At 37.4% G+C, this 20,794-nt stretch carries 22 protein-coding genes and 1 riboswitch; of the genes, 12 read left to right on the top strand and 10 right to left on the bottom strand.

All coding sequences use genetic code 11. The features are described 5' to 3' along the window. The first annotated feature begins 79 nt into the window (after positions 1 to 79). From G631_RS0108885 to G631_RS0108835, 11 genes are all read left to right on the top strand, one after another. On the top strand, positions 80 to 778 hold the full coding sequence (locus G631_RS0108885; RefSeq protein WP_026489147.1) for a metallophosphoesterase: 699 nt from the start codon (positions 80 to 82) through the stop codon (positions 776 to 778). Between the two features lie 17 nt (positions 779 to 795). Then, positions 796 to 1,593 (top strand): NAD-dependent protein deacylase, encoded by a 798-nt coding sequence (locus G631_RS0108880; protein WP_081671300.1) that lies wholly within the window; start codon positions 796 to 798, stop codon positions 1,591 to 1,593. A 108-nt stretch (positions 1,594 to 1,701) separates the two neighbouring features. Further along, entirely contained in the window at positions 1,702 to 2,046 is a 345-nt protein-coding gene (locus G631_RS18680; RefSeq protein WP_051197082.1) for a DUF6465 family protein, read from the top strand. Positions 2,047 to 2,164: 118 nt separating this feature from the next. Then, entirely contained in the window at positions 2,165 to 2,443 is a 279-nt protein-coding gene (locus tag G631_RS0108870) for an HU family DNA-binding protein (protein WP_022769149.1), read from the top strand. Between the two features lie 112 nt (positions 2,444 to 2,555). Then, complete coding sequence (locus G631_RS0108865; RefSeq protein ID WP_026489145.1) at positions 2,556 to 2,804, top strand: hypothetical protein; 249 nt, start codon at positions 2,556 to 2,558, stop codon at positions 2,802 to 2,804. Next, on the top strand, positions 2,785 to 3,318 hold the full coding sequence (locus tag G631_RS0108860; protein ID WP_026489144.1) for an RNA 2'-phosphotransferase: 534 nt from the start codon (positions 2,785 to 2,787) through the stop codon (positions 3,316 to 3,318). Before G631_RS0108865 ends, G631_RS0108860 begins: the two co-directional genes overlap by 20 nt. Before the next feature lie 18 nt (positions 3,319 to 3,336). Next, on the top strand, positions 3,337 to 4,218 hold the full coding sequence (locus G631_RS0108855) for a hypothetical protein (RefSeq protein WP_026489143.1): 882 nt from the start codon (positions 3,337 to 3,339) through the stop codon (positions 4,216 to 4,218). A gap of 27 nt (positions 4,219 to 4,245) precedes the next feature. Continuing rightward, entirely contained in the window at positions 4,246 to 4,389 is a 144-nt protein-coding gene (locus G631_RS20925; RefSeq protein WP_155833903.1) for a hypothetical protein, read from the top strand. Then, complete coding sequence (locus G631_RS0108845; RefSeq protein WP_026489142.1) at positions 4,386 to 4,877, top strand: flavodoxin family protein; 492 nt, start codon at positions 4,386 to 4,388, stop codon at positions 4,875 to 4,877. Before G631_RS20925 ends, G631_RS0108845 begins: the two co-directional genes overlap by 4 nt. 104 nt (positions 4,878 to 4,981) lie before the next feature. Beyond that, the gene (locus tag G631_RS0108840) at positions 4,982 to 5,881 is read left to right on the top strand and encodes a hypothetical protein (protein ID WP_026489141.1); all 900 of its coding nucleotides are present in this window, start codon (positions 4,982 to 4,984) and stop codon (positions 5,879 to 5,881) included. A gap of 119 nt (positions 5,882 to 6,000) precedes the next feature. Then, entirely contained in the window at positions 6,001 to 7,065 is a 1,065-nt protein-coding gene (locus tag G631_RS0108835) for a tyrosine-type recombinase/integrase (protein WP_026489140.1), read from the top strand. On the opposite strand, the gene G631_RS0108830 is transcribed toward G631_RS0108835, so the two are convergent. The 5 genes from G631_RS0108830 to G631_RS20210 all read right to left on the bottom strand — a co-directional run bounded on the left by G631_RS0108830 (position 7,025) and on the right by G631_RS20210 (position 11,351). Then, positions 7,025 to 7,894 carry a hypothetical protein gene (locus G631_RS0108830; protein ID WP_026489139.1) on the bottom strand — a complete coding sequence of 290 codons (870 nt, stop codon included), beginning with the start codon at positions 7,892 to 7,894 and terminating at the stop codon, positions 7,025 to 7,027. The two genes, G631_RS0108835 and G631_RS0108830, sit on opposite strands and share 41 nt — an antisense overlap. Positions 7,895 to 7,910: 16 nt before the next feature. Then, positions 7,911 to 9,185, bottom strand: a complete 1,275-nt coding sequence (locus tag G631_RS0108825; RefSeq protein WP_026489138.1) for a PcfJ domain-containing protein — start codon at positions 9,183 to 9,185, stop codon at positions 7,911 to 7,913. A 26-nt stretch (positions 9,186 to 9,211) separates the two neighbouring features. Then, positions 9,212 to 9,442 carry an HTH domain-containing protein gene (locus G631_RS21570; RefSeq protein WP_026489137.1) on the bottom strand — a complete coding sequence of 77 codons (231 nt, stop codon included), beginning with the start codon at positions 9,440 to 9,442 and terminating at the stop codon, positions 9,212 to 9,214. 155 nt (positions 9,443 to 9,597) lie between these two features. Next, the gene (locus G631_RS0108815; protein WP_051197080.1) at positions 9,598 to 10,617 is read right to left on the bottom strand and encodes a GTPase family protein; all 1,020 of its coding nucleotides are present in this window, start codon (positions 10,615 to 10,617) and stop codon (positions 9,598 to 9,600) included. 17 nt (positions 10,618 to 10,634) lie between these two features. Next, entirely contained in the window at positions 10,635 to 11,351 is a 717-nt protein-coding gene (locus G631_RS20210) for a lecithin retinol acyltransferase family protein (RefSeq protein WP_051197079.1), read from the bottom strand. Positions 11,352 to 11,438: 87 nt separating this feature from the next. Here G631_RS20210 and G631_RS0108805 point away from each other — a divergent pair, with 87 nt between their 5' ends. Continuing rightward, complete coding sequence (locus tag G631_RS0108805) at positions 11,439 to 12,041, top strand: hypothetical protein (RefSeq protein ID WP_155833902.1); 603 nt, start codon at positions 11,439 to 11,441, stop codon at positions 12,039 to 12,041. On the opposite strand, the gene G631_RS18670 is transcribed toward G631_RS0108805, so the two are convergent. Genes G631_RS18670 through G631_RS0108780 form a run of 5 tightly spaced genes read right to left on the bottom strand, consistent with a single transcriptional unit; the run spans position 12,038 to position 20,489 of the window. Continuing rightward, the gene (locus tag G631_RS18670; RefSeq protein WP_035789568.1) at positions 12,038 to 13,045 is read right to left on the bottom strand and encodes a helix-turn-helix transcriptional regulator; all 1,008 of its coding nucleotides are present in this window, start codon (positions 13,043 to 13,045) and stop codon (positions 12,038 to 12,040) included. The genes G631_RS0108805 and G631_RS18670 overlap by 4 nt on opposite strands. A 26-nt stretch (positions 13,046 to 13,071) precedes the next feature. Continuing rightward, on the bottom strand, positions 13,072 to 14,007 hold the full coding sequence (locus tag G631_RS0108795; RefSeq protein WP_026489134.1) for a hypothetical protein: 936 nt from the start codon (positions 14,005 to 14,007) through the stop codon (positions 13,072 to 13,074). Then, positions 14,004 to 17,141 (bottom strand): hypothetical protein, encoded by a 3,138-nt coding sequence (locus G631_RS0108790; RefSeq protein ID WP_026489133.1) that lies wholly within the window; start codon positions 17,139 to 17,141, stop codon positions 14,004 to 14,006. The genes G631_RS0108795 and G631_RS0108790 overlap by 4 nt, the downstream gene beginning before the upstream one ends. Continuing rightward, positions 17,138 to 18,562 carry a hypothetical protein gene (locus tag G631_RS0108785; RefSeq protein ID WP_035789567.1) on the bottom strand — a complete coding sequence of 475 codons (1,425 nt, stop codon included), beginning with the start codon at positions 18,560 to 18,562 and terminating at the stop codon, positions 17,138 to 17,140. Before G631_RS0108785 ends, G631_RS0108790 begins: the two co-directional genes overlap by 4 nt. A gap of 1 nt (position 18,563) precedes the next feature. Next, the gene (locus G631_RS0108780) at positions 18,564 to 20,489 is read right to left on the bottom strand and encodes a dynamin family protein (RefSeq protein WP_026489131.1); all 1,926 of its coding nucleotides are present in this window, start codon (positions 20,487 to 20,489) and stop codon (positions 18,564 to 18,566) included. Between the two features lie 157 nt (positions 20,490 to 20,646). After that, positions 20,647 to 20,723: riboswitch (cyclic di-GMP riboswitch) on the bottom strand. Positions 20,724 to 20,794 lie beyond the last annotated feature (71 nt).

The following is a 20,794-nucleotide window of genomic DNA, read 5'->3' as shown; positions in this document are numbered from 1 at the left end:
CAAGCCCTACAAGGAGGGCTTTGGAGCAGAGGCGGTACCATCCGGTGCCGCCTTTTGCAAAACTAATAAGGAATAAGAAATGGCACTATATGCTCTTGGAGACCTTCATCTTTCCTTCCAGACGGATAAAAAGATGGATATGTTTGGGAAGGTATGGAGAAATCACGAAAGAAAAATAGAGAAGAATTGCAACAAGCTCCTTACTGAAGAGGATACTTTGGTACTGGTTGGAGACCACAGTTGGGGCAGAAATCTGTCAGAGTGCGAAAAGGACATGAAGTTTATTGAGAATCTTCCCGGTAGAAAGATTCTTTTGAGAGGGAACCACGACATGTTCTGGGATGCGAAGAAGACGGAAAAGCTAAATCAGTTATATGATGGAAGGCTGCTGTTTCTACAGAACAATTTTTATACTTACAAAGACTATGCTTTGGTAGGGACAAAGGGCTATTGTTATGAAGGGCTTGATACAAGAGAACATGCGGATATGCTGGTTGAGCGAGAAGCGAAGAGACTAAAAGAGTCTTTTGAGGCTGCAAGAAGAGAAGGATATGAGAAATTCATCATGTTTCTTCATTATCCGCCTACATCTCTATGGGAAAAGAGAAGCAGATTCACACTTATGGCTGAGGCATATGGAACAGAGCAGGTAATATATGCCCACTGCCATGGGAAAGAAAGGTTTAACGATAGCTATAAAGGGATGCATAATGGTGTAAAGTACTCGCTTGTATCAGGAGATTATCTGGATTTTAAACCACAATTGATTCTTGAGTAGAATAGAAGGACACATCGATGATACCGGACTTTTCGTCACTTAAAGAAAAAGAAAGATTTTTCCAGGGCCTTACGGATGAACAGAAGATTGAGGCGCTTAATGATATGATCAGTGCTTCGGAGCATATTGTGTTCCTGGGAGGTGCTGGAGTTTCTACCGAGAGCGGAATCCCGGATTTTAGAAGTAAGGATGGGTTATATCATAGAAAAGATAAGAAATTTTGCGCATATCGTCCGGAGTATCTTCTTAGCTACGACTGTCTCCATAAAAAACCGGCAGTATTCTTTGATTATTTCCGAAAGAATCTTGATTGCAGGACAATAATGCCAAACGATGCGCATTATAAACTGGCTGAGATGGAGTTAAAGGGCAAACTTGATGGCGTGATTACTCAGAATATCGACGGCCTCCATCAGAAGGCTGGCAGTAAAAAAGTAAGTGAGATTCACGGAAGTGCCCTTAGAAGTTATTGTGTAAGTTGCCGGACAGAGTACGGCCCTGACTTCATCTTTGAAAACACCGAAGAAATACCACACTGCCCTAATTGCGGTAAGATGGTCAGACCCGATGTGACGTTATATGGAGAGCTGCTTCCGCAAAATGATTATGAACAGGCTGTTGCCTGGATTAGATATGCGGATTTGTTGATTATTGGAGGCACATCTCTGGAAGTCGGATCTGCTGCGCAACTTGCGCACATATATCATGGGAAATACCTTGTCATAATCAATAAGGGCAAGACCAAAATGGAAGGAAAGGCGGATCTGGTATTTCATGACAGCATTGGTAAAATCATGAACCAGATAAGAGTTTGAGCGGTTGTAGACAAGCCTTCCTTTTGGTCACTGCCTTGCATTAGCGTGTTAAAGGGACTATTATGGATTCAACGTTGTTAATATTTTTTGTGAGAGGAGATTATGAAAATGGCAAAGGCAAAAAAGACAAACACAAAGGCTACAGCTAACAAGGCCGCTAACGCAGCTACTAAGCTGGTAGAAACAGTTGCAAAGAAAGCAGAAGAAGCAAAGAGCAAAATGGCTTCTGCTAAAAAAGCTGAGGCTACTACAGATGTTAAGGCTAATGTAGTTCTTCAGTATGCTGACAAGGATCTTTCATATGACGAGCTTGTACAGAATGCAAAGAATGTCCTCAAGTATGACATGAACGGTGATCCTGAAACAGTAAAGAAGATCGATCTCTTTGTAAAACCTGAAGAGAATAAGGTTTACTTTGTTATGGATGGTGTAGAGGGCAGCTACGACCTTTAATCCGCCAAAACACATTATTTGACAGGGTACAGTAGTTGTACTACGCTCATTTAGTAGGTTTCTTGGCTTTCACGGTCAGGTTTCCATACAAGATTTTCTTTTGAGAGGAGAGAACACAATGAACAAAACAGAATTAGTTGAAGCAATCGCAAAGGACACAGGCCTTTCAAAGGCAGCTTCTGAGAAGGCAGTAAAGGCTTTCGTTGATGTTGTATCAAAGGAGCTTAAGAAGAAGGGCAAGGTTCAGCTTGTTGGATTTGGTACTTTCGAGACATCAAAGAGAGCAGCAAGAACTGGTAAGAACCCTCAGACTGGAGCTGCTATCAAGATTCCTGCAGCAGTTGTTCCTAAGTTCAAGGCTGGTAAGGCTCTTAAGGATGCTGTAAACAAGAAGTAATTCTTACTAATAATTTGGATTACCCTATGGATCCGCTCACTTTGTGGGCGGATTTTTGCTACAATTAAAAGGTAGTACTTTTGGCATTTGAATGATTTAGATAAGGATAAAGATGGACCAACAGAAACTTTTCTATAATATATGTAGTGACCTGTGGAACTTTTCAAAAACTCTAAACAAGAGTAGTAGTGAAATGACAGACGAGGACTGGTCCAATGCGATTCAGTTGATGGACAAGACGGCTGAGAAGTACCGTAGTCTTGGGGAAAAAGAACATGATCTGGCATATTCATCTATGATGGGAGTACTGAATTATATAGAAAACAAGGGGAAGACAGAAAATGAGTCTAACAGAGATTAGTAAATATATAGCACTTATACTCAGGCACAAGCCTGAAGCAATAGGAATTACGCTGGACGAACATGGATGGGCAAATGTCGATGAGCTTATAGCTGGCATTTCCAAGGACCATGACTTTAATATGGAAATGCTTGAAGAGATTGTCAGAACTGACAACAAGCAGAGGTACTCTTTTAATGAAGATAAAACTCTGATCAGAGCTAACCAAGGCCATTCCATACCGGTAGATGTTGAGCTGGAGGGGGCAATTCCACCGGACATCTTATATCATGGCAGCGCAGTAAAGTTTGAAGCTTCAATAGATAAAGAAGGATTGATTTCTAAGTCCAGGCTCTATGTGCATCTGTCAAAGGACTATGACACCGCTGTCACAGTTGGCTCTCGTCATGGCAAACCTGTCATCTATAAGGTCAAAGCAGGAGAGATGACAAAAGATGGTTATGAATTCTTCCTGTCAGCAAATAAAGTCTGGCTGACAAAAAGTGTACCGGTGAAGTATCTTGAAAAGATCTGAGTAAGGGGATTGGCTGATATGGGGATTAAGACAGAAGATATGGTTAAAAATCTGCCGCCGAAAGAAATGACAGAAGGCGTAGATTGGATAGGTATTCTGGATTCATTTGATCCAGCTGCTTTGAGCGAGCATTATTTGAATGAGTGCGCCAGACGAAATCCTTATTATACCTGCTATGGATGGGATACTCCGGCGATGCCTGTAGAAGAGCGAATTCAGCACTCCGAATATCATGCCAGGTTCGATCGCCAAGACCTTGAAATGTATGTAGAGCGGATAAAAACTGAAGGTCTTACCCCATCTCTTTACAAAAATGCCAGAATGACCTTGATTAAAGCTATTGGTTCTAAAGGCGCTCATTTCTACAATCAGAAAGAATATGATGCGCTCGGAGAATTCGGTCGCAAAAAGCAAGAGAAGGAATACAAACAGTTTGACGAGGAATGGAAGAGGCGGCTGGCAGAAAAGGAAGAAGAGGAAGATGATCTTTATCTGTATGACTATGTAGCCTCTGTCCACGAGAAGATTGTACGTATCAGGAAGGGGATTAAAGCGTCAGATGGCAAGCCTATGACACAGAGGGATTTTGCCAAGTTCCTCGAATATCCGATTAACAAATATATAGAGGCTGAGAAGGTAGAAAAATGGTATTCCCGAAGCGAAGAAGAGGAGTCGCCTGTGGAAGATCTGCTTTTGGAGCGACTGATCTTCAGATGCCACGCCAATCCTTATTGGCTATATGATTCTGAATGTGAATCAACTTATGGAAACGAAGATCCTAATGCTGATGCTGTGCTTGATGGAGATGAGCCCTGCATTTATGCAACTCCGGATGTGATCCTTCGCTGGATTAAGGAAGGCAAGCCCCGAGATACTGTTTGGATAGATGGAATCACATAAGGTTGTTTTTCGCCAGATAGGAGCGCGATGAAGAATTTACCTGCAACTACTGCAAAACCTGAGATCAAAATAAAAGAGAATCCTAAGGCTGAAGCTATCAAGAAAGCTCCAGACGAAGTCATTGTCATGGCAATACGGGATGCTATGTTAAAGGAGAAGGAAAAGAGATGAAAACAATTATTGTTTATTATTCACTTGAGGGAAATACAGAGTACGTAGCCAATGTTATTGCAGGCAAGCTTTCTGCAGATGTATTAAAGCTTGTTCCTAAGAAAGCATATTCAGATAAGGGCTTTTCAAAGTTCTTTTGGGGCGGCAAGAGCGCTGTAATGGCTGAGACACCAGAACTTGAGCCCTATACATTAGATCTTTCAGAATATGATCAGGTAGTAATTGGATTCCCGGTATGGGCAGGAACCTTTACTCCGCCTATCCGGACATTTGTAAAAGAGAACAAGGCGGCACTTGGCGGAAAAAGGATATCTGCCTTTGCATGTCAGAGTGGTGCCGGTGCAGAAAAAGCTTTTGCAAAGCTTCGAGACTTCATTGGAATAGAGGAGTTCTATGCAAACATAATTCTTATCGATCCCAAGGCCAAGCCAACAGAACAAAATGACCTTACCATTAACACATTTTGCAAGAAGCTTCAAAACGATTAAAAATCGTTCAAAGATTTTTGCTCTCAGGGTGGAATTATCCACTTTTGGATTCTGAAAACGCAATACAGAGCTTTTTATGTAATACACAAAATGGGGATACACCTATGTTTGAAATAGATATAAACAAATATAGAAAATATGCTACTGCAAGCGGAACTTATAATTATGATGGCAGGGATTATTTATTAGAATTTCCGGTGAATCCAGAAACGTACAGAAGACCATTTTGGCCTTCATTCTGGGACAAGTTTGATGCAAAAGGGGTTTTCATAGACATTTACTATCTGGATGAACATGCGAACTGGGTGGATGCGGAAAATAAGGCGGAAGTTTACTTACGGGATCATCTTGATGAATTGTTGGAAAAAAGCGCAACAAGGATATATGAAGATTATTCCTCCAAGGGATTTACTAGCTACTATAAGGATTATAGAGGCATCTGGAAATACAATAAAGAGGACAAAGGACCAAGGATATACTGGCGTCATACAGATGACAGTTATCAGGAAAGGTACATGTCGCTACGAAAGAGACTGTCAGTCCCCGGAGGCAGGAGGCGCTATATGTTTTCAAAGTTCCTTAAGGTCATTATTGATGACCTTAACGTAACAGACTTTGATACTGCGCTTGAGATGTTTGAGCATGAGCCTGACAGGTTTTCATTTCCTCCTGTCGATACGACCTATTTTGCAGGCTATGATATGAATGATCCGATCATTACGATATCGAAGCCTGATATTGTAAGGCAGACAGGCAACAAAAACACCAAGACCTTTGACTTTATAAATGTTGAGATCCTATTAAGGAGTACCCTCACATTTACTGACTTTGATGAGTTTATCAGGGAAAATCTTTACGACTTCAACAAGAGAGTTCTTGAATCAATAGGCGAAGACAAACGGTACCAGCGTTTTGGAGTGCCAACAGAATTTCTGTCTCTTTACAGCATATCAAAGCATGCAAGAACCGGGTTGAGGTTCTGCTATGAGATAAAGCGTATCTGAGCGGAGGGCATAGAGGCGCAGGAACACCTGTTCGTATGCGTATAATTTAAGTTATATTTGAAAGTGCGGGTGCCAGATGGTAGAATATAGGTATAGACGTATAAATCGAGGTATTTATCATGGAAAAGCCAGTTGCAAAGACCAATTCAGAAAAGCTATATGCAGTACTCGCGGAGCTACCGGAATTTACCAATAACTTCTTTTACTTTGGATCTGCCAATCGATCAGTACTTACAAAGCTGAACTATGCGCTGGATCTTAGATATTTCTTTGAATATGCAGTTAATTTCTATAGTTACTTCCCTGACAAATCGGTAAAAGAGCTATCACTGGATGATCTAAAGATGATCACAGCTGTTGATATAGATAACTTTGTAAGTTGGATGACTGAAAATCAGCATCTCAAAGACAAAACCCTCGCTAGACGCAGGACCTCTATATCTGTACTTTTTGAGTATCTTATTAATACGGAAAGAAAGCTTGAATATAATCCGGTTTCAGGTTCATCATCAATTAAGATTGATCTGCCGGAGACTGTAACATACCTGACCTTTGATGAGCAGAACGTACTTCTGGATTGTATTAAGAATGGAACTGGTCTGACTAAGAAACAACAGGCTTATCATGAGAAATATAAAGAACGTGACCTGGCGATTGTATTCCTTTTCCTTGATACAGGACTTAGAGTCTCAGAATTACAGGCTCTTGATGTAGATGACGTGGTAATCTTCGAGAATCCATATCACCCAGAGAAAAATGAGTGCTATGTCAACGCCCTTAGAAAAGGTCACAAGAGAAGCAACAACACCAGTAAGGTGTATTTTTCTGATGAATCCAAAGATTATCTCAGGGCATATCTTGATTCACGGGAGATGAAGGGCGAGAAGTTTAAGGAGGGTACTCCTCTCTTTATTACCCTGGAAGGCACCAGGCTCTCCATCCGCGAGATTCAGCAGATGCTCAAAAAGTACGTCAAAGCCTCCCTAAACCGCAGTGATATCAGCGTTCACAAACTCCGTTCCAGTTTTGCCATGGAATTTTATAAGCATGAAAAAAACATCCTGGTCCTCCAGCAGCGCATGGGTCATAAGTCCATGGCTGCCACCAACATCTACGCCCGAGCCAGTGATAAGGAGGAAGCGGTTAAGGAGTCAAGGAACTGGAGGAACAAGCAGGACAAATAACTGGGGATTCAGCAAAATCCGCAGCAATGATTGTAACATAACACACATCTTCCAGACTATCGTCGTAGCTGGCGCCGAAAATAATATCTATATCTTTACCTGATAAACTTCTGATATATTCACTGACATCTGATGCATCTGTAAGTGTTATGTCACCAAATACTGAGCAAATCCATCTTGTTGCTTTACGGATATCCGGAGAACTTGAACAAGAATCTAAAGCCATGAGCACTGCTTCTTCGGCCTTATTATCACCGATGCCATACCCATTTCCAATATGAATAATGCCCGCTTCCTGCATAAAATTGCTGAAATCCTCAATGTCGATGTTTATCACATTTGGAACATTCATCATGAGAACAATCTGCTGTATCGATCCAATTATGGCCCTCTCGGCAGAATAATTTTTGCTTATGCATTGTTTTCCGGAATAATATTCTACTGTTTTATCTTTATAAATAATGTTCAGAGCGTCAATACCACAAGAAATAGCTTCGGTACAAGCTTTGTCCTCATCTTTATATGGGAAAAAGGATCTTGTTCCCATGCCTAATACAAGAATCCCCTTATCTCTGGCACTTGCAGCAATATATGACAGCCCCTCATTATCTTCAGCGGAATCAAAAACGATAATGATCATTTCTGCCCCATTGAAATTATCAGGGTTCCACATCTGATTAAGTCTAAGAACAATCTTCCCAGAATTAACAAAAACTGTGTCAACGTCGACTAAATCATCCTGTTGTATCTTATCTGTTACCTTCTTACCTATTTCTCCAAAACCAATTACGAGTATTTTGGAGGTCCTAAACCTCATGTCTGATATCATCGCAAACTCCCCTTATCTATAAGTCACAATTTATGTCGTGCCTAAAGCAGAATTCTCTTATCCACTTCCACTCTTCTTCTGAGCATTCAGTATTAAATCTGTGGTAGGCTTGAGTAAGTTCCTGATCATAGATTTCAAGCGTAATGAAGGGCTCATATATGTTATCTTCCCGTCTAAGGAACATAATGGTCGTATCATTTTCGATGTAAGCCTCAAGATATGTCATCAGGCAATTACTCATGTATATTGATTCTTTGCAAAAATCATTTATCGTCTGAGGATACCGGATAACATAGCCATCATAGCGCTCCTGCCAGTTGTAATCTCTTTTTCTATTGGATCTTCGAATATCCTTATCAAGGTCTTTCCTGTAAGTTGTCAGATAATGAAGAAGTTCTGAAATCTTAGAAGAATCTAACTTGGGCAGATATGTTGCATAGAATGGATCAACCTTCACAAGCTCTTTAGCTCTTTCATTAAGCGTTTTCTGCGCTGTCTCAGAATACATAAATCTTAAAAACTGTGCATGGATCCAGATGTTGGTCAACTTTGGCTTCTTCGACAAAAATAGCCTATATATCTCTGGATTAGTCAGGTTTCCTTTTTTCAATCGTAAAAGATATTCGCATTGGGCATCGTTTAAAGGATCTTTGAAGATATCGGGATATTGATTGTTCAGCTGTTTCAGGTATTCCCGATATTCTTTGTTCGCCAATAACTCGGCGCCGTACTCAGTATTCACAGCTCTGATGACTCGCATGGGAACTTGATCATAGATTTCCGATGGATTTGTTGCCAGAAGATTGATTTCATGTGCTTCAGGAGCCCTCACAGCCAGCTCATCAACACCGGACTTATACAAAAGCTCTTTAATTGTGTTCTGAGTCATGCAGTGATGGATATGATCTAAAAGACGTATTTCATGAGTGTAATATCTTTTTAAGTGCCACTGTGGATGTAATTCTGAATAGTACTTGTAGATATGATCAAAGTCAGCAGAACAAAACCGCAGCGGGTATTCACTTTTTAGGCATTTTCTCTCAAACTGCGCCTCTTCTTCTGTACTCCAAGATAATCCCTCATGAAATGTAAACCGGGAGACATTAAATATCTTGTCTTCTGGATCAATTATCTCCACAAGAAACAGGTCAATGTAAGGTTCTATCGTTATAAACGTAAGCAGTGCTACTCTCTCACTGATTTTTCTTGCTTCTGCAGTGGCTTTCAAGATATCTTGTTCGCTCAATTTGGGAGCGATCCAGGTGTTTTCTCTTGATAGTACATCTAACATACTCTTTTCCTCATGCCACAAAACGCTCATTTAAGCCTATATGTATTAGTTTTATTGTCAAAATAGACACTTTTGTAAGATTCATCTCGAACAATCTGGTTTGCATAGAAAGCTTTAATATCATCCAAATCTCGCTGTATAGTTCGTTTGCTAACCATGAATTCAGTCGCAAGTGATTGAAGATTTATTTGTTTCCCGCTTCTCAGATACTCGTTTATACATAATAGTCTCGCGGCTTTTTCTGTTGACTTTGGCATGTTTTACTCCTCAAAAAGCATATCAAAATACGTCGTATAAAATAATTATCGAACCTCTCAAAAACTACTTGGCCTGGGCTTACTTCCGATGTAGTCGCTTCTATAGGGATTTCAGTACTACTCTTATTCCCAATAGAAGCGCCACCCCTATTTCTTTAGAATACTGCCTCAAACACACCTCTTACACCACCAGCTGCAGCACCGACAATTCCACCTATGATAATGCCAGGAATTCCAAGAAGTTCCTCTCCCAGCTCAACTCCATTCTCGATTCCTTCGTCAATGCAGGAAAGGATAATCTCACCAAAATCCCGGTTAAGCCTGCTGGTATATTCATAGTTCTCGTTGAACTCCCAGTTGTCTTCGTCTGCATTAACATTGGCGGCAATGTTGAGTCTTTTAGCTTTTGGCGCAGCCTTCACAATGAAGTAGAGAAGTTTTGCGAGGTTATAGGGCTTTCTCTGACTACCATTCTCAAAGAAACCTGCACAATAGCAGACAGGCTTAACATCAAGTCCCGTGTTCTCTTTAATCCTTGCTCTTACAGAAGCTGCCTTCTTCTTGAGGAAGGCAGATAGTACTTCATCAGGCTCATTCATCTCTTCATTCCAGTGCGTTCCTTTCATTGCGATGTCCGCCTGATTCAATGCAATTATTATTCTCTTATTTGCGTCGTCACCAAACTCAGGGATTAGTACATCATTAAGTAATGTATAATAGCTTCCAAAATCCTTGGTAGAAGCATCCATGACAACAACCGCCATATCAATCACTTGCTTGCCGTCTTCATCCTTTTCCTGTAGCTTCAAAAGGATGTCATCAGCAATCTCTTGATCTCTCTCGACACCATCTCCAAGACCGGGAGTATCCCAAACCGTCAGGTTCTCAAACTGGTACTGAGAAATTCCTGTGGTCTCAGGATCTGCTCCTTCGCCCACCTTAGCGAGGTTCATGTCAAACAGCGCATTTACTGTTGAGCTTTTGCCACTTCCTGTCGCGCCTACGAGCATAATATTTACTTGTTGTTTTTTGAGTTTCTCTAGCTTCTTGAGCTTCTTCTCTTTAGTCTTTTCATCCAAATCTCGCGCAAGGATGTCTTCCTCTATCAGAGAATAGATGCTCTTCTTAGGTGCCTCCACGTTTTCAGTTGCATTCATTGTAACGTTTTCTTCCATTATCAATTGACCTCCTTTTATACTAAAATGCTTCGTCCTACCCAAAACCTTTTCCAAAAATCATCTACCTGCGATGACTCGCGTAGTCCTGTCTTACACCACAACGCAAAGTGTTCGCAATTGTTGAATGCCAGGCTGTATTCATCCTCCCCAAGTCGAGTATAGGCACGGTCCACAGTCTCTTTTGCAGAATACAGATGATATCCTTTCAGATGCCTTAGCATCGCCTTGAGCTCTGGAAAAATTCGAAAGGTACTGCGGAAGCTAAGGGTTCCATTTTGTGAAAAGAGATTTATGCTTTTATGTATAGGATCGGAGCCATCTTCCGGAAAACTCAAAACTTCATAACAGGTATCTGTTCCGAGGAATTCTGAAAAGTCAGCCTTATGAATGGTACATATCCATCTGTTTTTATCATCCGCTGTAGTATCCATTCCGTAATGAATAACCTTACCATATCCTATGTACACGGCATAATGTGAGTAAACACCGCCAATTCTTTGAACTGCAATGATGTCACCCTTTTTACATCCCTTCCATGGCTTTACAAATCGTTCAAAGGCTTCCGTCATATCCTGAACACTACCCCAAGCAAGCCTGATATCCTCTGGATTTAATATCCGCGCATGACCTGTTATAATGTTTTGCTCTAATTTCCAGCCTTTATCACTTTGTAAGGTGTCCCACATTATTTCATTATTCATGACTTTTATTGGAATGTTGCTCAGAACCATCTATAGTGCTCCTTCCCACAATTATTGGCTTCTGTTGTTTCAGTGGTAAGGCAAATATATCATCAGCCCAAGACGTATTTTGTCCAGGTGAAAAAATATAATACAGATATGAAAAACAACCGCCTAATATCAAAAAAAATAAGTAATACTCTGAGCGAAAAACTTGCTTCTGAGTACACTTTCTCCCGGAATGACTATGCCAGCGAGACAAATTCTTCGGAGATCATAAATCAGGCATACAAAAAAGCCTCTGATCTGTTTGATTCAGAATCAGAGACTTCAATTGTTTCTTTTACTTTGAACTTTTACATGCAACATATAGATGAAGCAATCGAGCTTTATACAGACGGAATGGATGACTATCTAGCCATATCAAAGCTTCTTCAAGCTTATTGTAAAATAAATCTGTTTATGCGCGAGAGCAACGATTCTTTTGAATCTATGTTGGCAAAAGAACTATTGGATAACCATGATTATTACAGGCTATTTCCAATTAGTTATTACAAAGAACTATATCATACATCTGGTCTTGATATAGCTTTGGCTGAGCTTACACATGATGTAAATATCAGGGCTTTTACATATTATAATTCCGCTCACAATACTTATGTGGAGTATCTTCCTGGTTTAACAGAAATTATTGGGCCATTACTGTCGGAGGACGTAGAAGAAACGAAAAAATCCGATTAATTATACATTGAAAGCATATCTTCCAATATTTGTTTAAATTCCTCTCTCATCTCTTTAGGGCGAACAATCTCTATAGAACTTCCCTGGCTCAAAAGCCACATAATAATACCTTTGCCATATACTTCTGCCTCTATCAAACTCGATTCACCGTCTTCAGAAACAACCTTTGCGGTTGGCAATCTATCCAATATTGCTTCTAGACTTCGCCCAGTATACTTAAACTGAAGACGCATCAGCTTGCCTGGAAACATGAACTGAACTTTTTTTCTAAACTCACCCTCTTCAAATCGATTGGAATAGATGATAGCAAACTTCTCTCCTATCTCACGATAGTTTTTTATTCTATCAATGCGAAAAATAGCGGGATAATCATACTTCTTTATATACTCTCCATCATCATTTTTCTCTACAATAAAAGCATTAAGATAGAAATAATACTCAGAAAAAATGATAGCAAGTGGTTGAATGACACGAGTAACAACTTCTTTTGATGCAATCTGCTTTGCATAGGTAATTTCGAGAAGATTGGTCTGCTTTATTTCCTCTCCAAGTGCCCATAGCTTATCTTTGACAGTAGATTTATGATGCAACTCAACATAGTGATATTTTTCGTTGGAAATAAGATCAGAAACAAGTTTCATGTTCTTTTGAGGGACGCAGCCAGAAATGAGCTTATCAAGAATAATACTGATTTCCTTTTTGGTAAAAGCCCTACTCTCAAGCATAATCTTGCTCACTGCAAGTATTTCATCATTTGACATAAGAGAGCCATCAGAACCATTCATGACAAACCCTTCTTTAGCGCGGTCGTATACTATTTCACGAACACCCTTAGATTCTCCTGCATGATCTGCAAGATATTCACGAATACCATTTAAATCTCGCTGAATAGAGCGTTCATCAACGCCAAATCGAAGAGCTTCTTCGTGTTTGTTAAGAACTTTCCCCTCACATAAGCGAACATACATGTCTAAAGTCCTTAAATTCTTTGATTCTTTATCCATATTTCTTACAACCCCTTAGCTAACGATTACCCCAAAAACCTTAAAATAAACAAAACGATAATACCTATAATAGAAACCATATTCAAATATAATCCCCATTGCGTTATTTTACTTATTCTATCTAGTCTTTCATCATTTTTATCATGTATTTTATTAACTGTGTCACAAATCTCTTCTATCTTCTTTTGTAATTCTTCTATACTTGTAGACGCATCTTGTCTTGCCTCAAGTTCAGTAACATCACCTTTTATATCGTTCAGCGTCACTATGATGCTTGAAAACTTTTCACTTTGTAACTCTTTTATTTTTAATAATATTGACTTAACACTAGTCTCATTGTCCGATATAACACATGTTTGGATTGACTTTATTATCTCTAATGCAGACTCATTGCTTTCACTTATTCCATTTAATTTAGTTAAAATGCTTGCTATATCTTCTGCTTTTATAACATCATTTAAAGTCTTAATGTTAGCAATAATGTCAGTTTCAGAAGCACTTATTCCTTTAATTGTGCTATCTAAGGTATCCAAATTTGTTTTTATGTCTATAATATCTTTAGGAGTCAAAGTACTTTCAAGCTTCTGAACCTTTTCCAGAATACTTTCATTTTTATCACTAATTCCTTTCATTTTTGCTTTAAAATCAGTGACATCTTCAGGTTTTAAAGTATTCTTAATGAATTGTATTTCATTTGCTGTTTGTTCTTCTGATGCCTTTATATCTTTAATATTCTGCCAGCTCTCGTTATTTGTCCTTATGATATCTGGGATATTCTTCAATTGCCCTAGTTCTTCAGCATTTTCTTTCAAAGCTTTTACAGAATCTTGAAAATTTGCGTTATCTATATTCTCTGCTATTGCACTCCTAACCGCATTATCAACTTCTTGAAGGAATGACTCTTCACTTTTTTTTGCATCTTGTTTTATCTTTTGAACCATGTTTTCAACCGGATCATTCATGCTAAAATCTCCTTCATTAGTACAGTATTACTAATTGTTCTTGTCCATTTATCTTGTAAGCTGGTTAATTCGCGAATATTGTCCTCGTATTTACATACTAATAAGCTTTCATCTGAATCAACCGAAAAACCATCTATTTGCTTGCCAATATTACTTAGTGCTGCATTTTTAATATCGTTAAATTTTCCAATAAGAAGATTATAGTTTTTCAGATTTTCCTGTCGGCATTTCTCAATCTGTTGATCAATATAATTCGAAATCTCCTCTGCATCTCTTTTGCTAACTTTTGTGTTGTGAATAAAACGGATTATGCTCTCAAAATGATCACGTTGAGCCTTAATCCTTTTTTTAAAATCATTAAAAGGAAAAGACCCCATTCCAATATAGCGAATCTCACTTTTTTCATTTTCTATGTATACACAAATTGGATGAGTATTATCATAATCAAGATCAGACACTATGATTCTTTTGATCTTTTCAATTAGCAAAACATAATAGGTAGCTATTTTATCCTCAAATTTACTAACATCATCCGGATCTGTACATAATGACTCTATCGCATCAAGCTCATCTTTTGAATTATCATCTCCATAATTCTTAAGGAGTACTTCTGATGCAAATTTAATCCATTCATGCCTATATGATAGATTTCGAATTTGACTTGATAAATCAGAAAGATACTGTAAAACTTCATTTTCGAAGAACAATTCTTCAAATGTCTTTTTAAACTCAATTTTATTAATATGCTTTCGCGCCAAATTTAATTTTTCAATTTTTATCTCTTTTTCTAAAGCATTCCCACGTATTTCAGAAATAATTTTCTCATAGGTTTTTATTTGCATGATAAATAGATTAACTATTTCATTGTCTATTTTCTTTAATTGTTGTTTAATCCCATCATTTGCAATGCGTTCAATAAAGTTCCCCCTAAAAACTTCAGCAGATTGATATCTCTTAAAGATTTCATCATTTTTATAGCCAGCTTGCATTTTTAGAATATCTATAACATAGAAATTATCTTTGCTAAATCCATATTCTATAATATCGTTGTAATAATAATCGCATATTCTTTCTAATTCCCTTAAATCGCTAGTCCCATAATCTTTGCTCCAAATATTACACACGAAGAATACAGTATTTTTATCCCTATTTGAGTCATCATAAATTGAAGAGATGTCAATTATAAACTTTCTTTTTTTTCTATCCTTCCCGTTTTTATCTATTCGTATCATAACTAGCAGATTGCTAATGTTCTTTCTTATATATCTTTCCGTAATTGCATCGTGTTCACCACTCACTGAGCCCAAACCAGGAGTATCAATGATATCAGAATAGTTTAAAAAACCTTTGTTTAAATAATAAGTTATCTGGCTAGCATATAAATAGCACTTAGGAGTTTCTGTAAAGACATTTTCTCCTTCTTGGCCCGAACCGCCATATTTAATCCATGTTTTTTCATTTAATTCTTCTTTTGTATCCCCAAAGTTGCACTCACCTTTTATCACTACATCATAGATAAAATTTACGTTTTCAGGGAAGTTGAAAACTTCATTATGCGACCATCCTCCATTTTCTTCTAGCTTATTAAAGCTTATATTCGTACCAATCTCGGAACTTATGCTCTCTAGCAAAGATAAAAACTTTAGTATTTCATAGCTAGCATTCTTTTCAATAGTTTTGGTTTCCGCACCAAGTCTCTGTTTCACGTTTTTCTGACTAACATATGATATTATCAACGTACAATTTGTTAACGATTGATTATTTATAGACTTAATAATCTCTTTATATTCTTCTACATTACATAGTTTTATATTTGCATTGGATTTTGGCATGTCAACATGGTCTCTTGCTCCCTCTGTAAGTTGCATACCATGTCTTAATACATCATTCTTTTTAACAAGGATTCGATCTGACTTATTCTGTAATACAATATATTTACTTTTTCCTTGATACTTATACTTTATAATTCTTTTTTCATCATCAACTGCTGTTACAATTGCTTTTTTTTCTCCCCTATAATAATCTGCAAATTGCTTTTCATATTCCACATCTAGCAATTTCCACTGAAATAAATCTGGAGATTTTTTATACTCCACGACAACCCTTTCTGGATTCCCGTATTTTACAGACGTGAGAATGGCAGTGTTATGCTTCCCAGATGTTCGTAATTGCCTATTTCCTTCCATGGATAATATCCAATTAATAAATGATGTTTTACCAGATGAAAAGTTTCCGACAAAGGCAACTTGTGGTTTCTCATCCAACCTTGTAATACAGTTACTAACAGTCAATTTAAATGCATCATCTTCCGAGCATTGACTATCTCTCAAAGCGTTTAAGCTTTCGCTGAATAAATTTTGAATTCCTCCATACTTGAATGCAATATCAGCTGCCCAATCACCCACATTAGCCTTATGAAAAATTTCTTCCGCAATTTCACTCTTACAATCTATTGAGTATCTATAATAATCTGCTTCTAATTTCTTAAGGACAGCTTCACACTCCTGCCATAAATCATATAGTTTCTTTAAACTCTTTTTTATAGACTGTACGCTCCACCATATGTACATTTTTTGGAACAAATCACTATCGTTATTAGCAAGGCTTGCTAATACGCTTTCCAACGAATTTATTCTATTTTCAATTTGGAATGAAATATGCTTTACCATCACATATTTTTCTATCAAGCTCATGTATTGCTTGATATGCTGTGCAAAACTGCTCTCAGTAGTTATCCCTACAGGGAATCCAGATATTTCACTTTTTTCGCGTATAATACTAGGAATATCATGGACGTCATGTACTTCTTTTAACATTTTTGTAGGGCACACCATTATAATAAACAAACATTTCGTATTAGCCTTTTTATATAACAGCTTTGATTTATCGTCACTAGAAATATCATTTTCATCGCAAATTATTAGGCTATAATCGTTCTTGTTTCCGTAAATATGATTTCTATAAAAGGCAGTATTTTTAGATGATCGTCCCATTTTTGCCATGAGACGATCATCTATTCCATAATTCAAACGATCATATCCAATATCAATCTTAGTTCTTGTCCAATCAGCAAAGTCCTGATTCTGTTCAACCTCAGCTACTAATGATTCATATTCTGTCAATCCGTCAATCATAAAACAATGTATTCCTTTTCAACAGCTGTCTCTATTTCAGAAAGGTCCTTCCCTAACAATGTGTAATATGTATCAAAAATATTCTCAGATTTTTTGTTTAAATTTTGTTTTAATACAGAAACAAATTCGTCTACTGTAGAAAACAGTTGGGTAGTACACTTTTCTAGAATATCCGCATAATACTTACGTATTGAAGCCTCCCCCATTATATTTTGTGATACACTGTCTTTCTCACCCTCTGATTTGATCATTGATATTAGCTCTTCTATTTTTTTCCTAACCGTAGCTTGGAGTGTTTCTTCATCAAATGTCTTCGAGGCAATTTGTTTTACTTTCCTTTCCAATTCTGCCATGCTCTCATTAGCTACACTCTGAATATCATTCATGATATTGTCTATTGTTTCTAATTCATCAACATCTCTTCTAAACTTCTCTACCAACTCATCGCTAGTGTATTTAAGTCCTTCTATCTTATCGATGATTTGATACAATTCTTCTAATACCTTTTCTCTAATAGCGCCCAATCTTCTCTTATAATTATCTAATACCGTTTTGGTTATTACAGTGTAATCTTTCATAACACGCTGTACATATTCATTCAAAATATGCTTACGCAATCCATCTACGTCATCGTAAGACATATCTCCTACACACTCTTCAATACTAATCAAATTCCATTTAGTATATAGATCTTGTGAATACATGTTCAATTCAGAACTAACGCTCTTTATCTTTACGCTATTAGCAGAGTGAAAACTATCTACACTTGTAATATAGCTTTCAATTTTAGCTCTAACTTCATCTGCTTGTCCCTTCACATTCAGATACTCTGATTTAACAGCATCCAAATAAAACTCATAGATTTTATCCACTTGTTGTCCTTTTACTTGTTCACCACTCGTCGCAACATATGCCTGAATTTTCCCAATTACTTCTTCAATTGTCTCCAAACCTAAATCTTTGCTTTCCCCAACATTATAGATCCCAACAATATTTAGCATAGAGAATTCCTTTATTGCATTTTTCCTAACCTTTTCAATATTCTCTTTTGTCGGGGTCAGCATATCCCATTTATCAACTATAACAAATGCTTTTTTATTAAATCTGTCAACTAACCTTAACGTATTAACTAATTGTAACGGCGCCATTCTGAGCGCAGCGGTATGCACCACGATGTAATCCGCCAAAAGTAAATCATATACCTCCACCTCAGTCTGCGAAGTTGCATACCCTTCAACAATAAAACTTGATTCAGATTCTAATGCCGAACAAGCCTTTGCCTTAAGCTTTTCTTCATTGCTAATAGCAACAATTCTTACGCTTGATGAATCTTCATAATTCAGAAAAGCATTAATTCTGCTGACTAGTTTATCAGACAGAATATTCCTATTCTCTAACAAAACATCTCGTTTATCACTCATATTAGACTCCTTCATCAGTGTTTAGGAGACTTCCTCTACACTGCTTATGATATTCATCTAAACTTTCTTGAATTGTAAAGATTTCCTCAGTAGTGGCTATAAGTTGATCAATTTGCTCGTTTTTTAAATTGAGTTGCTCATTAATTTTATTACGATATGATTCATTGTAGCTTCTGCCTAGTTGCTTGAAATAATCTGTAAGCTTAACCCTTTGAAACGACACTGAGAGTCTAGCTCGTCGTTTAGTTTCTTTAACACGTCTCTCAAGCTTACTTTCACCACTACCATTTTTTATGCCAGTTAGTGACCCGAGCATCAGCAAAAGATCCACTATCTGATGTCCTGGAATATAAAGAAGTATCCCTGCAACAATTGTTGGTAAAAACTCTTTGCAGATTTGCTCAAAAGCAATACTCATGTTTTCTCCAATTGCATCAAAAAACTTCAAATCTAATCGAACTTTATTATCAAGATTTCCTTCCAGATCATCCATATCTAACCCGGCTTTAGAATACTCATTTTCAAAAATTGAGGTCAGGTCATCCTTAAACTCGTTCATAACAGAATTAATCCATGTTCCTCCTTTTTCAAAATTATCGATTTCCAGATATTTTGAAATATACTCTCGTCTATAATCTTCTTGTAGCTGTTTTTTCCCCTTTTGAGATAAAGCTTTAAGAGCTACTCCTATCTTTAAGCTAGACATTTTTGCATCAATAAACAGTTCGCACGCTTCGTTTATTCTTTGAATTATTTCGTCCACTGAATTACTTGCTATCTCTTTCAGTTCGATTTGATTTGAATGATATGCTTTTGATATTTTCTTTTTTATTAACTCATTTGAGCGTACTTGATTATCTAACTTATTATTTACATTCTTTATTTCAGAAATCGTACCATCCAATTTTTGGTCCATATCTGAACATGCATCTAGCACATTGCTAATTAGTCTTTCCTTTTTTTCTTCCTCTAAATCAGCACCTTCACCATAAACCAAATCATGAAGACATTCTTGCATTGCATCATATCCCCAAGCATCATCAACATTGTCTTCGAACGCTTCTTCCTTATCTGCTCCATCAACAATTTTATCCAAAGCCATTTCTATAGCTTTGGCACAGTACTTCATAATTCTAGTATTCTCACCAATATATGCTTTATAATTATTCAGAAGAATATCCTTCATTTCATCATAGCTAAAATCACCAACAATTTTCTTAGTGTCGCTGTTGTACCAAACATTAATAATTGGAATCATTTTATGCTTTATCAACTGCAACTGTGACAAAGTGTCCTTATTTACCTCCTCGGTATTTGATACAATCCAAAACACAGCATCACATTCATTACTTTTCTCTATTGTCACCCGATCATGTTTTGGATTCACTCCCAGTCCAGGCAAATCTAAAAAATCGCATGAATCCAGAATGTCTGAATCAATATAGTATCGAACTTCTGAGATTTGCTCTGCCTTACGCTTTAAACTAGGGTTATCATTTAACGCGACTTGACTAGTGTATTGTTTTGCTTCGCTCCAGCTCATTTCTTCATCTTTATAATCCGCACCATCCCTGTAAACTATTTCCGCATCAAAATTTTGATTTTCGGACTTTTTCATTATTCGTATTGCTTTTGCAGTATCTGGTTCAAACTCACAACTTAATCCCGTTTCGCCTTGTAAATTCAATAAAGTATTTAATGTTGTTGACTTTCCAGCCTTAAACATACCTATAGTGGCAATAGTAAACTTGTTTTGTGCAGTTGCCATTTGCTGTTTTATGGTGCGTTTCTGCTCAGAAAAATCCACCTTTCCAATGTGTTCGGATTGTAACATTTTTAGACATGAATTAACCTGTGTCTCGCTTTCTTCATATTTCTGAAGTAATCCCTCAAAAATGCCATATAAATCTTTTTTTGATGTTTCCATATTCACCTTTCCGTACGATGTATGTAAGGCACCATACTTTTCATTTCTAATTATTTGCAAAAGCAAAAAAATGTAACGCTTGTGATTTGGCTATTCTGGTTGTTAATTATCTCTCCCAAAACAAAAAAGCACCGCCATTCCTGACGGTGCAAAATTCTTTAACAACTGGCTACCATGTTAAAGGCCCTAATAGTTTTGCGTCACAGTCTTTCGGCTGCTTTGCCAAGAATTCCTATAAAATAATATTATTGAGATAGACAAAATGTGTCAATGCAGCACAGCCCGCAAAGCCGCTTCTTTAGAGT

The organism is Butyrivibrio sp. XBB1001 (assembly GCF_000424505.1).
In the GTDB taxonomy this organism is placed as follows: domain Bacteria; phylum Bacillota; class Clostridia; order Lachnospirales; family Lachnospiraceae; genus Butyrivibrio.
This window is presented reverse-complemented; position numbering and strand designations above follow the sequence as displayed.